We start from the raw sequence: 12,939 nt of genomic DNA, 5'->3' as shown, positions 1-12,939 counted from the left end.
TTTTATTTTTTACAACAGCTAAATGCTTTGTTGCAGGGGTAAGAACCTAATTTCGTAAATAAACATCGATTAGAACATGTAATTACTTATAGTTATTGTTATAAGCTGTTTTTTTTAATTTTTACAGTCAATCATTATTGTTCCGCCTTGATTGATATAAACTTTATTAACTCGATTATCGTCTTCATAATGGTCTGTTAAATCGTCACGAAGGTCTTTATAAGTTTCATCTTCTACAACTTCCATTATTTTAACATTAATGAGTCTACCAAATGGCATGACTCTATATTTTGCGAGTTGTTTTCTTTGAGTACTTTTCTCCTTGCATACCGTAGCTTTGAAATTCAGTATATAAAGATTCAACGAATGAGTCTGTTATTTCATAAAGTTCTTTTTTACTTTTCGAACAGCTTACAAATAGTATAAGAGCAAATAGTATAGTCAATCCTTTAGTCATTATATATATAATTTTTTATTAAAACATAATCGCTATAAAATCTTCAACTTTTAAAATACGTTTCGGATTGTATAAACTTTCACGATACGCTACTTCTGGATTTCCATAATCGACTTTTATACGATTAAAATAACCTTGTTTTTTTAGAATAACATAAGTTGTCACTCTTTTCAAATATTCTGAATCACTATTAAAAGGTGTTGTTTTGGTATGAGTAAAACTATTTCCAAGATAAGAACCATAATCTACCCATTTACTAAATTTATATCCAAGTGTTCCTAAAAGTTTTAATTCACCATCGTTCATTTGATAAACCAAAATCGCTGGCAACGAAGGATTATTATCATCAGATGTTATTGAATGAATTTAGAATAGTCTATTATTATCTCTAGCGGACAACATATAATCTTCTAATTTATAGTCAGGGTTTGGGCTTAGCGAAATTATTTTGCTATTTACTATCTAATGCCTCCAAGGATAATTCATGTTTTGTTTGTAAATCTATAAAACACCTCAATATCCATGTGATCCGTTGCAATGTGACTTAAGAATAGAAATTATATTAAAGTTTAAATTCCTTTTATTGCTATTAAGTTTCTTATATATGTATGATTTTGTTGTGTGGTCTAATATTTAAATTAATCAATATATTTTCTGTATTATAGTTTTTATTTGAGAAATATTATAGCAGAAACTTGCATTATAATCTGTTTGTACGAATGTTTATATTTCGTTTAAGATGTCATAATGAGTAGGTAGTATGTTTTTAACCCTTTGTTATGTTTTAAGTTAGTAATAAAACTAAAGTTAGCAATTTTGCGTTAGTTTTTGCGAAGTTATATGTCGTAAACATTGTTTGCTATCAGTTTTTATTCAAAATACTCTATTTGTCTTTCGCAAACAATGTTGAACGTTCCCTGCGTGCTTCTTTTATTTGTGATCCAATTTCCATAATCGTCATAGACGCGTTCAAATAAAGTTTGTCGCCTAAGTGTATTATGTGTATCATACGCGTTTTCAAGGATTAAATTATTCAGCGTATCGTATTTGAACTCTTTTTTTATGAAATTGCCGTCAGGATTGAATTTGATGCAAGTATTTTCATTTCCATTCTTATCATATGTAGAAATACTTGTATCTTTTAAACTTCCATCGGGTTTATACCTAAATGCTTTGATAATTTTATTGTCTGAATTGTATTCGTAGACATATTTTCTTTCAATTGTACTATTAGGTTTTCTGAATATTTTTTCTGTATTATTTCCGTTTTTATCGTATTTGTTAGATTGTATTTCAATCAGATTATGTTTGGCATCGTAACTTTTTACAGCAGTCATATTACCGTGAGCGTCGTATTCATGAGTACAATAACTTATTAATTCTCCCGAAGTTTTTTTTACTACAGTTTTTTGAATGTCTCCTTTCTTGTTCCTTTCAAAAGTTGTTTTTTTAAAGGGGGATCCATCGGTATAAAACTCTATAAACTCGATTGGTTCCTCTTTCTCATTATATATTGTATGGGTATTAAGATTTGAAGCAAAAAGCGTATCACGATTTTTAAACTTTCCATTTTTAACTCTATATATAACTTCTTTGATTGATTTAATTTTTGGTTTAAAACGATCTGTAGTGGCTTGAGCTGCGAGGTTAGTTTTTGAAAAAGAAAACAGAATACTGAGTAGTAATATGTATTTTATAGATTTACCCATAAGTTCCCTAACATGTTTTTATATTGAAGTCTTTGTGGTTTAAGCATTAAATTTAGCAAAAAAAAAACGGAATATAAAATCCGTTAGGATTTTTGTAAGTAGGCGAGGATGGGCAATGATTTTTGCCAAATACACAAATTTTTTGTAATATCGCAACTTATTCGCATTAAAGTATGAATCGAAGAAATACACCTACAAAAGAGGCCGTACTTAATTTATTAATAAATTCTGAAAAAGCATTAAGTCAAGATGCTATTGAAAGACAATTGGATGTTAAAATTAATAGAGCTACTATTTATAGGGTATTGAATAGATTTTGTGAAGATGAGTTGGTGCACAAAATTGTCGCAGAAGACGGAAAACAGTATTTTGCTGCTTGTAAAAAAAAGTGTGAAGCTATACCGGAAGTTATTCAGCATCATTTCCATTTCAGATGTTTATCGTGCGATACTATTGAATGCTTGCAAGTACCTGTTGAATATTCTGTACCTCAGGGCTATGAAGTTAAAAATGCAAATTGTGTGTTAACAGGGGTTTGTAAGGACTGTTCGTAAGTGTAAGAGTATGACTTACAGCGTTGTTTATACAATTGCATGGCGTGCAACGCCCCACTTGTTTATTAATTTTCTAACGGATTAGTTATTGTGCTTTCCATATAAGATTTAGAAATTTAAAGCGGAACAAACAAAAGCCATTGTTTCTGATTATGCTCAAGCCTTAGCAATTCAGAGTAGATTCGGACGTCGATGAATCCGCCGTAATTGCAGTATACATTGTTGGCAAATCGTTATTTTTTAGAAGCTGATTGTTTAATTAAATTTATACATTCAGAATAGGTTTGTTCAAACGATATTCCGTTTTCGGGGTGATATTCATTCAGTTTTGCATAAATATCTTTTCTAATATCTTCACAATCGTTTAGATAAAAATTGTGTCCATCATCTTTTCCATTAATTCTATGTTGTAGTAACCATTGTAATGGTGTTACAATAAGATGGTCAACTTTATCTTTAATTTTTATTTCGTCACAATTCTCGCAGATTGTTTTGTATTGACTTAATTCTCCAATGTATTTATGTAATAATTTATCTGTAAATAAATGAGATGTTTCGTGATATAGGATTCCTCGTCTATTGTCATCTAATTCTAATATTTCGTTAGTAGAAGTTGATTTATCGGGTGTTTCACAAATATTACCTAAAATAGTTGCTCTTTTTTTGGGGTTGTATTTATCGTAAAATGATATAGCTTTATTGTTTGCGCTATTCGTTAATTCAACAAAAACAATCAGTTCTAAACCCTTTTCATTAGATTGGAAAAAGTTCACTATATTATCAAAAAGGTTCTCTTGATTAACTTGGTTTTCGATAGTTTTTACAGCGTTCCGATAATATTTCTTATTATTCTCAAAGAATATTTTGAAATTAGACTTTTCACAAAAGTCGATTAGCAAAGGTTGTAATGAGTCAATTTCACTTTTAGTAATCTTAAATCTGGAAAGTTCTTTAGAGTAAGTATCATCAAATTCAAAAGTTTCAGAATTTTTAAACATTAATCCAATTGTTGGGAAATCAAATAATATGTTTGGTGAATCATCTATGTATTTGATTAATTGATGATTTTTAAATTCCCTAAAGTGCTTATTTACACGTTTTGAATATTCAGTTTCACAAGGAAGCATTTCTACGTCAATATAATCTTGAACAGCCAAATTAAATGCTGTTCTTAATAATTCTATTCTGTCGTCAATTTTAAATATTACTTGATTAGTTTTTTCTTTTTCTGTAACGATATTTTTCGTTGTGTTTTTTTCTTTACAAGTAAAAAGTGTCAGTATAAAAAACAGATTAATTAGGATTGACGTGTTTTTCATTGTTTTTTTGTTACAAAGACTGTTCTGTATCTTATTTGTTACAGTTTTAGCTTAATGTTTGCCATAATTTGCGCTATTTTTTATATACATTGTTATCAAATGTTTTTATTTCCGACTTGCTATAAATTCATCTGCAATAATGTATGGTTGACCTAAACTAAAATCATTTGGACTAACATCTTCATTTCCAAAAATCAGAAGTTTAGCATTTGGTCTATTTGCATAACCTTTATTATATCCGTCCGTTTCTTTTTTTACTTTAAAATCTATTCCGTGTTTTTTACATACTTTTTCAATCGATTCTTTTAAAGGTTTTGGTACCGATAAATTCCGCTTCCCGTTTTGTTTATAATATTCATTCAGGGCTCAAAAATTCTTGTGAGTCGGAATCCAATTTCCAGTAACTTTTTCACAATCAAAGCATAAATTACTCATAAATTCGCTCGGATTTTCAGGAAATTTTATTAATTCACATTCCTATTCCGCTTTATTATAAGTCCAAAGTAGAGGATGGTCAGTTAAAATTTTCATTTTAATGTATGGAAGATACAAGTCTGCATAAATTCCGTTAAGATCTATTGTTTTATATTGACCAATCAGACCTTTTAATTCAGTTAAATGTAAATGTCCATTTTGATAGAATTCTGTTGTATTTGTTCTTTCTATTAATTGTTTAATCATTGGTTTTCTCAAATGTGTGGCAACATGTTTGTATATGGTTTGTTGTGTGTTTAAACACCTAATTATATTAAATAATTATTTGAACAGAAAATCTGGAGGTATTTTTGTAAGCAGGCTATATGACTGGCATTAAATTATATACGATGTTTCAGCCAGTTTTTTTTCATTTCGTAATGATTATTAGATTCTGATATTTTCTCAAAACCCAAATTTTTATAAAATTTTTTGGCTCTTTTGTTTTCTTTTAATACTCTTAATCCGATTGATTTTTTCTCCTTTTCTGCTTCTTTTATTAACAAGTTCATTATTGCTGTCCCAAATCCATTGTTATGAAATTTTTTTTCAAGTATAAGATTTTCAATATAAATTTCTGAATTGGAAACTCTCTTTGTTAAGTAGCCTATTTCAATATTTTTCAATTGGATTATTTCTGTTTTTTTTGGGTCAAAGTTGTTTTTATGTAAATGAACTTGCTTTTTTTCGTCCCAACCCCAAGTTTTCTCTATGTAGTTTTTCAGCCCATCTTTTTTCAGTCGATAGGTAAGTCCTAAATCACTATATTTTGCGGGTTTAAAAGTAAAAACCAAAATATTATAAAGTTACTATGTTTTTAATTGTAATTCCCACAAAGCAGTCGTCTAAGCAATTCTTTTTCGTGTAACCACAAGTAGAAATTAATCCATTATTTTCAGACTCAAAATATGACGTTGCATTTTTTCTTTTTATTAACCATTCTTGTTCCGCTTTTTCATATATTTCGTCCAAAGTTAATGCTGTGGAAGCACTAGTGTTTTCGTGTTCCGGACTATTAATTTTATTTTCATTCTCTGTCCATTCCAATTGGTCTACAGGTATGAAATCTTCTGCTCCAGCTGTGTATCTGAAAGAACGTTCAACTATAACTCCATTAGATATTTTTATAGTAGTTTCCCAACCATAAGTAGTAAAAACCGAACCTCCACTAACGACATATTTATATGAATTATTCGATGATTCTTTAAAATTTAACCAAGTATTATGGCTATTTTCAAAATCACTTTGATAATTAAAATCATCATCTGATGAGCAAGAGGAAATTATGCTACCTAATAGTAATAATGTAATAACAAGAAGTCTGTTTTTCATTGTTTTGTTTATTTATAGATGTCATTTTCTTCATTTGGTTGCGTCAAATTAGCTACAACGGTTAGTATAAGAAATGTAGGGCAATAAATAAGCATTATTGTTTCAGTTTATTACTGAGATAAATATAAATATTTTGCTTTTATTTTTGTCTTAAATGCCAAATTTTATATTTAGCGGACTTAATAAGTGAACACAGAACTTTGGAGTTAACACAAAAGCCCTATGTTTTTATACATTGTTGTGCTTATTTTTTTTTTTTTTTTTTTTTTTGAATAGTAATGTATAGCGTAATTAAATTAATGATAAACATTAATAAATATTTGTTTATCATATTTTTTAATCTTTAATTTACATTAATATTAAAACTTTTAATTTAATGAAAACATTAAAACATATTTCAGTAGCATTCTTAATTATACTTATTTCAGGTTTAAGTCCTTACTATTTAAAACCTAATAACCCTATAATGATGATTTTTTTATTTTTAATAGTAGGTTTTTTTATCTTCAATTTGATTATTAGAAAATCACTTTCATTTAAGAGTTACTTTACAAGTCGATATAATCTATATACAACAAAGGTTCGGTCGGAAAAGTCATATGATATATCAAAAAAATTGATGTTTGAAAAAATCATAGAGGTAATTAATCATTCAGATTTTAAATTAGTTGAAACAGATGAAAATAAATTTGAAATTCTAGAGATTTTAAAAATTACATTTAAATCTTGGGGCGAAAATTTATACATTAATTTTGAAACTAAAGGAAATGAAACAATAATGAAATTTTGTTCGTCAACCCTATTCCAAATGTATTCTTGGGGGAAAAATGAAAAAAATTATGATGAGTTATTAAATGAAATCGAAAGTTCATTAATAATTTAAATTTGTAAGTATATGCCTATAATAGTAAACTTAGATGTGATGTTAGCTAAACGTAAATTAAAGTTAAAAGAACTTTCTGAAAAAGTTGGTGTGTCAACAGTAAATTTGTCAATTTTAAAGCAAGGAAAAGTTAAAGCAATTCGTTTCTCTACCTTAGATGCAATTTGTTTGGCATTAGACTGTCAACCTGGCGATATTTTAGAATACGTTGAATAGAGTGTATCTTCTGCATTAAGCCTAACGTGTTTGACTATGAGTAGTTGCTTGGGCTGACACTTAACTCTGCAAGTACACACTAAACTGAAAATCCTCTAAGATTTTTAGAAGTATGCGATAACAAGTAATTACTTATAGCCATTGTTGTAAGTAGTTTTTTAATTCATATGTGGTTCAATATCCGCAATATAGTTTAGTTCTGCCCAATCTACGATATCATACTCGCAAATTGGTTTTTCCATTCCATTTCTTGACCAACAGAAACATAAAATCGAATAATTCCACTATTCAATTCTGAATTTTGTTTTTCGTTCACTTCTAATTACTCCATTGAATTTAGCCAGTCAGTTTGGTAATCAGTTTTTCCATTTCGAAAAGCCGTGGGAAAATCGTAATTTCATTTGTTTCAGAATGTAAATACCCTGTTACGAACCAATTAATTCCGTCATTTGTATAGGTCTATTCATTAAGAATATCTAACACGTATTGCAAATTGTCCGATTCCAAGTTTGATGTAAAGGTTAATGAGTTAACATTATCAACTTGATGGTCAAAGAGATTAATAAAGTCAAACAAATCATTTATATTCGTTCCACTTTTATTCCAACAGATACTTTTCCTGGAACAAATTCCCTTGTTTCTGTTTCCAAATCATCACTTGAACACGAAAGCATAATTCCAAATACTAATTAATAGTAGAAGTTTTATTTTTTTTCATTGTAGTCTTTTTTATTAGATGCTAAAATTTGCATTTGGTTGCGTTAAATGACTGCCAACGTGTGTATGTATGATTTCGTTGCGTGTTTCAGCAACTAATTTAGCAAACATTCACGAACGCGAAAAAATTCCGAAGGAATTTTCCAAATAAGCAACGACCAAAGCAATTAATTTTATACGGTGTTAGTAGTTTGTGCTTTTTATCTATCGCATATATTTCATTCCATTAGGAGCTATTGGCCAATTTTTTTTTTCGTGGAATTCATATTGTAATGCTCTTGATATCATTTGTTTTATTTTCTCTCCGCTATGTTTACTAACAATGTATAGAGCCGTATCTATTCCTGAAGTAATTCCAGAAGACGTAATAAACTTTTCAGAATCTACAAAACGGACATTTTTAATCAACTCTATTTTTGGGTATTGTTTAGAAAAATCATCTGCTACAAAATAATGTGTTGTTGCTTTTTTATTATTTAGAGCTCCTGTATTTGCGAGTAAATATGAACCAGTGCATATTGTAACTATTTTTTTATTTTTATTATCATTCCACTTTTTTATAAAATCGGTAAATGTATTATTATCAACTAATGAATTAATAACAGGCATACTGGCACCAGGAATTATTAAATAGTCGGCATCAGGCATATTATTTATGGTATAATCAGGTTTTAATTTAATCATATTGTTTTCAGTATTAATTATTGAAGTATCCAATGCAACAGTAAAGACTTCATATTTTCCTTTGGTCAATTTTTTTGCTTTTGAAAAAACTTCTACAGGACCAGATAAATCTTGTAAGACTACATTTTGATATATCAATATTGCTATACTCTGGATTTTTATTTCATTTTTTGTTAAATTAGAAATAGAATCCATTATTTCAGTATGATTTTTTTCTTGAGCTAAACAATCTATAGGAATTATACTCAAAGTAAATATGAACGAATAGAATATGATTTTTATGTATTTCATTTAAATTGAATTTGTTTTTGTATGACAGCTAACGTTTATGTATGAATAGAGCGGTTTTGTGTGCGAGGATTTTCCGCAGGAAAATCAGACCTAACAAAAGTGCACGGACTCTTGATTAAGCAATAAATTAAGCATTATTTTTATACGGTGTTAGCCACTGGTTTTTTCTCGTTTTTTTATTATTCCGCTTATTAAATTAATTGGATAGATTATTTGCCCAAATATGGCAATTAGTAAAATGACAAATATTATAATATCCAAATTCTGATTAAAGTCAAAATCTGAAAGTATTGTATCTGTTTTTGGTTCACGATATAATTGGGAAAGAATTAGAATGAGTATTATTCCGCCAAAAGTCAGTCCAATGTGTGTCCAATTCAACCATTAAGATAGTTTTCTATTCGCTTTGTTCATAATCCAGTATCCAATTTCGATTATTCCAAAAAGAATTGAAATCAGCGTTGCTATATGAAAATGAGAAATAACATAATAAGTGTCGTGAACGTTTATGTCCAATACTGCGTCTCCACTCAAAATCCCAATCAGCATTATAATCGGAATAGCGAGTAAAAAAATCAAGTGTGGTTTATTAATCAAGTTTTTCATTTTTCAGTTTCAGTATGATTTAGGCTGGATTTTCATTGTTGAAAATCTAAAAACTTCCATTATGCATTGAATTTTGTTGATTTGGTCAACTTGTTGCCAATGGCAGTCTGTCTAATAACTTGCTGCGTTTTTATATATTTCTACTAAAATACAGTTTTTTCTATTAGACGTGAGCTAAGATTCTATATTTTGAATTTTGTTTGTAGGGTTCTTCAAAACTTGTTAGAATAGTTGTAAAAAGCCTAATTAAAGATCTGTGAGCTTGAACACGAGGTGTATTTGTTTTTCTAAAGATATTCCAAATTCTTTTTAAGTTATAGGCAATAAACATAAATCCTACCTCTGCACTAGCACGTTGTATCGTTTTTTTAGTCATAATATGATCAAAACTCCACTGGCGTTTTATGGTTCCGTATGGATGCTCTACAATGGCTTGGCGTTTTTTGTAAGCATCAGGATTTTGCAATACGCTCTTTACGTTGGCTTCAATATATTTATGGAATTCACTGCGCTGTACTACTTTTCCATTTACTTTAGACGTGGTGCATAATGCTCTTGCGGGGCAAGCTTTACATTTGGTTGTTTTATATTGTTTGAAGTTGTAATTACGAGCTTTATAGATACTTCCATTACTTTTAAGTATATTTCCTTCCGGGCAGGTATAGGTGTCGTGTTCTTTATTATATTTAAAATGTTCTGAGTTATAGTTAGGGTCTGGAGCTTGCGATGCTCTTCCTATTCCAGGAATAGCAACAAGGGTTTTAATACCCAGTTTATTAGCAGTTTTAAATTCACTTCCTGTATGATATCCTTTGTCGTATAGCGCCGTAAATGTATTTGTCCCTAGAATGGTTTTAGCTCTCTGTAACATCTGTCCCATAGCTTTGGAGTCATTTTTATTGGTAACCAAGTAGTCGAACGGAATATTGTGATCTGCGTCCACAGTAGATTGTACACAGTAAGCAACTTCAGTAATATTGTTACGCACAATTAAATGCTTGCTATCGGGATCAGAGGTAGAAATTTGTGGTTCTCCAGAGGCATTCAGCTGTACATTTAGTTTTTCGTATTCTTTTCTACGACCTTGATGCTTATCAATATTCTTCTTAATATCTTCTTTCTCATTTTCACTATCACTTTGCTCAAGAGCTTTGTTATATTGCTCTAATTTATTGTCAATATAATCTATGTGACGCTGTATTTTCTTTTTATTAAAATTGTTTTTCTTACTATTCTGAGCTCTAAACTTAGTACTGTCTCCTGCTATAAGTGTAGCTCCGATAAGCCCAAAATTGCGTGCAATTTGCACGGTAGCAAAGAACACTTTTTTAATAGCTTTTGCATTATCTTTTCTGAAGTTACTGATGGTGTTGTGGTCTGGGGTTAGCGATTCAAGCAGCCACATGACTTCAATGTTACGCCTGCATTCTTTTTCTAATTGTCTTGAAGAACGCATACGGTTCATGTATCCGTAGATGTAAAGTTTGAGAAGAACAGCTGGGTTATAGGCCGGAGGACCGTTTTCGGTAAAGTCTGAACGGAATCCTAGTTCTGCAAGGTTAAGTGAATCTACAAATTGATCTATAGACCTTACGCTGTTCTCAGATTCTATAGAATCTTCAAGAGAAACAGGAAAAAGGCAGGTCTGTTTTCGGTCTTTTCCAAGTATGAATTTCATAACTAAAAAATACAAAAATCACCTGTAAATTACTTGAGAACTTCTTAAAAATATAACTGAAAAAAGGAATAGTTATTAGACAGTCTGACGGTTGTTTATATGAAAAGTAGCAAATTATTATGTGTCAATTTTCGGTTAAGAAATAAAGATAGTAGAAAAGAGCCAACCTTTCTATTTAGCCCTTAACTGCTATTTTTTATATAACGTGTTGTACAACGTTATTTATTTTCTTTTTTAAAGAATAAGAATCTAATTAGCCAAATAATTATTAAAAAAAATAAAGTGGTTAGAATTAATTGCCAAGAAAAAATTTTAAAATCCATAATTATACATTTAACAGTTAAAAGTTATGTTATAACATACTCTTTCGGAATAAATTGTTCCAAGACCTTGAAAAAATATGTTATAATTAATGTTTCCGCAAATTACAGCTTGGGAGCAATAAGAGTATTTTTCTTTCTCTTCAAAAGAAACTCCAAGTGTCCAACCGTAAAAATCAGCACCAATTTCCTGAATACAACTACCCTCAACTAATATATTAATCATCAAATCAGCAAAAAGAAGTGAGTACTCTCCTTTGATATGCGCCATCCATACAATCAATATAAATCGGACTTGTTTGACTATTTTGAATTTTAAAAGAAATTTTGGTGTCGTTATTTGTCAGGTTTTTAATTTTGGAAATAAAATCACGATACTCTTCTTCTGAATTAATTACAATTGCATTAGATTCATTTATGCTATTATCAACTTTTATTTCAACCTCTAAATCTTGTGAAATTTCATTTATTTTTACGATTTGTAATTGGTTTTCATCATCTGAATAGATAGAATCCTTTTCACTACAAGCAAAGAGGGTTAGGGTTAAAAGTGCCCCAAATATAATTTTTGAAGAAATATTCATTTTTTTTTAATTTTAATAGTTAATTTTTTTACTCTTTACGATTTTCAAATTACTACTCATAAATATCTCTCGAATTCATTATTATTTTGTTTCAAATCAGAATTATTTTAACTTTAGATAGTTAGTCTTTTTTTTAGCCTTTATTCTTTATAATGTTTTACAACTCCTATTAACCAAAATAAACATAAGTTTATTCCGTAAATAAGGCTGTTAAATAGTACCCTCAAAAATAAAACAATTCAATAACATTAATTTGTGGGAAAACCGTAATTTTATAAAATAGTTTAGGAAATAGGAGAGTGTAGAGAGAAGTGATTATGCCTATTGCGTAAGGTAAATATGTATGGTATAAGAAGTGTAAACGCAGTATAGCTTTACACTGCGCTTTATGGATGTTATGCCAAATCTAAGGCAATTTCTATCATGTCTTTAAAGGTGGTTTCGCGTTCTTTAGCTGTGGTGCGTTCTCCAGTTACTAAAGAGTCGGAAATGGTAAGAATAGAGAGTGCATTTACGTTATGTTTTGCTGCTATGGTATATAAGCCTGCAGCTTCCATTTCTACACAAAGCACACCAAAGTCGGCCCATTGTTTATACGAATTGAAGTCGTCTGCATAAAACTCGTCGCTAGATAATACGTTTCCAGCTTTAATAGGAACCTCTTTTTTTTCTGCACTTTTTATGGCTTTACTTAGTAATTCAAAACTTGCTGTAGGAGCATAGTCGGCACCATTAAATCTAGATCTATTTATTCCAGACGATGATGCTGCCATGGCAATTACTATATCACGAATTTTAATATCTTCTTGGTAAGATCCCGCAGTACCCACACGAATTAGATTTTTAACGCCATAATCTTTTATTAGTTCTCTACTATATATAGATATACTAGGTATGCCCATGCCGGTTCCCATTACAGAGACCCGTTTACCTTTATAGGTACCGGTATAACCAAGCATATTTCTTACGGTATTAAAACAGGTCGAATCTTGTAAAAATGTTTCTGAAATCCATTTGGCACGTAATGGGTCGCCTGGTAGTAAAATAGTTTCAGCAATATCTCCTCTTTTAGCTTCAATGTGTAAACTCATGCGTATAATTTTAGTGTGGATTAA

At 29.7% G+C, this 12,939-nt stretch carries 14 protein-coding genes; 3 read left to right on the top strand and 11 right to left on the bottom strand.

Annotation, left to right across the window (positions count from 1 at the left end):
• Positions 1 to 114: 114 nt before the first annotated feature.
• From FNB79_RS17110 to FNB79_RS00370, 3 genes are all read right to left on the bottom strand, one after another.
• Positions 115 to 279 (bottom strand): hypothetical protein, encoded by a 165-nt coding sequence (locus FNB79_RS17110; protein WP_185967812.1) that lies wholly within the window; start codon positions 277 to 279, stop codon positions 115 to 117.
• A gap of 196 nt (positions 280 to 475) precedes the next feature.
• Positions 476 to 763 (bottom strand): hypothetical protein, encoded by a 288-nt coding sequence (locus tag FNB79_RS00375; RefSeq protein ID WP_143379417.1) that lies wholly within the window; start codon positions 761 to 763, stop codon positions 476 to 478.
• Positions 764 to 1,326: 563 nt separating this feature from the next.
• Entirely contained in the window at positions 1,327 to 2,166 is an 840-nt protein-coding gene (locus tag FNB79_RS00370; RefSeq protein ID WP_143379416.1) for a hypothetical protein, read from the bottom strand.
• A 173-nt stretch (positions 2,167 to 2,339) separates the two neighbouring features.
• On the opposite strand from FNB79_RS00370, the gene FNB79_RS00365 reads away from it, so the two are divergent.
• On the top strand, positions 2,340 to 2,720 hold the full coding sequence (locus FNB79_RS00365) for a Fur family transcriptional regulator (protein ID WP_143379415.1): 381 nt from the start codon (positions 2,340 to 2,342) through the stop codon (positions 2,718 to 2,720).
• Between the two features lie 233 nt (positions 2,721 to 2,953).
• On the opposite strand, the gene FNB79_RS00360 is transcribed toward FNB79_RS00365, so the two are convergent.
• The 4 genes from FNB79_RS00360 to FNB79_RS00345 all read right to left on the bottom strand — a co-directional run bounded on the left by FNB79_RS00360 (position 2,954) and on the right by FNB79_RS00345 (position 5,845).
• Positions 2,954 to 4,039: a DUF4932 domain-containing protein gene (locus FNB79_RS00360; RefSeq protein ID WP_143379414.1), complete on the bottom strand. Its 1,086-nt coding sequence runs from the start codon at positions 4,037 to 4,039 to the stop codon at positions 2,954 to 2,956.
• A 477-nt stretch (positions 4,040 to 4,516) separates the two neighbouring features.
• Positions 4,517 to 4,732, bottom strand: a complete 216-nt coding sequence (locus tag FNB79_RS17345; protein ID WP_246073304.1) for a hypothetical protein — start codon at positions 4,730 to 4,732, stop codon at positions 4,517 to 4,519.
• Between the two features lie 122 nt (positions 4,733 to 4,854).
• Positions 4,855 to 5,307: a GNAT family N-acetyltransferase gene (locus FNB79_RS00350; RefSeq protein ID WP_185967811.1), complete on the bottom strand. Its 453-nt coding sequence runs from the start codon at positions 5,305 to 5,307 to the stop codon at positions 4,855 to 4,857.
• Between the two features lie 4 nt (positions 5,308 to 5,311).
• Complete coding sequence (locus FNB79_RS00345) at positions 5,312 to 5,845, bottom strand: hypothetical protein (protein WP_143379412.1); 534 nt, start codon at positions 5,843 to 5,845, stop codon at positions 5,312 to 5,314.
• A gap of 376 nt (positions 5,846 to 6,221) precedes the next feature.
• Between FNB79_RS00345 and FNB79_RS00340 the strand changes: the two genes are divergently transcribed.
• The gene (locus FNB79_RS00340) at positions 6,222 to 6,728 is read left to right on the top strand and encodes a hypothetical protein (RefSeq protein WP_143379411.1); all 507 of its coding nucleotides are present in this window, start codon (positions 6,222 to 6,224) and stop codon (positions 6,726 to 6,728) included.
• 12 nt (positions 6,729 to 6,740) lie between these two features.
• The gene (locus FNB79_RS00335; protein WP_143379410.1) at positions 6,741 to 6,944 is read left to right on the top strand and encodes a helix-turn-helix domain-containing protein; all 204 of its coding nucleotides are present in this window, start codon (positions 6,741 to 6,743) and stop codon (positions 6,942 to 6,944) included.
• 921 nt (positions 6,945 to 7,865) lie between these two features.
• On the opposite strand, the gene FNB79_RS00330 is transcribed toward FNB79_RS00335, so the two are convergent.
• The 4 genes from FNB79_RS00330 to deoD form a co-directional block, all read right to left on the bottom strand.
• Positions 7,866 to 8,594 (bottom strand): DJ-1/PfpI family protein, encoded by a 729-nt coding sequence (locus FNB79_RS00330; RefSeq protein ID WP_185967810.1) that lies wholly within the window; start codon positions 8,592 to 8,594, stop codon positions 7,866 to 7,868.
• An 811-nt stretch (positions 8,595 to 9,405) separates the two neighbouring features.
• The gene (locus FNB79_RS00320; RefSeq protein WP_143379407.1) at positions 9,406 to 10,920 is read right to left on the bottom strand and encodes an IS1182 family transposase; all 1,515 of its coding nucleotides are present in this window, start codon (positions 10,918 to 10,920) and stop codon (positions 9,406 to 9,408) included.
• Between the two features lie 550 nt (positions 10,921 to 11,470).
• Complete coding sequence (locus FNB79_RS00315) at positions 11,471 to 11,824, bottom strand: hypothetical protein (protein ID WP_143379406.1); 354 nt, start codon at positions 11,822 to 11,824, stop codon at positions 11,471 to 11,473.
• A 395-nt stretch (positions 11,825 to 12,219) separates the two neighbouring features.
• The gene (gene deoD, locus FNB79_RS00310; protein WP_143379405.1) at positions 12,220 to 12,915 is read right to left on the bottom strand and encodes a purine-nucleoside phosphorylase; all 696 of its coding nucleotides are present in this window, start codon (positions 12,913 to 12,915) and stop codon (positions 12,220 to 12,222) included.
• Positions 12,916 to 12,939 lie beyond the last annotated feature (24 nt).

The sequence above is a fragment of the Formosa sediminum genome (assembly GCF_007197735.1).
Lineage (GTDB): Bacteria > Bacteroidota > Bacteroidia > Flavobacteriales > Flavobacteriaceae > Formosa > Formosa sediminum.
This window is presented reverse-complemented; position numbering and strand designations above follow the sequence as displayed.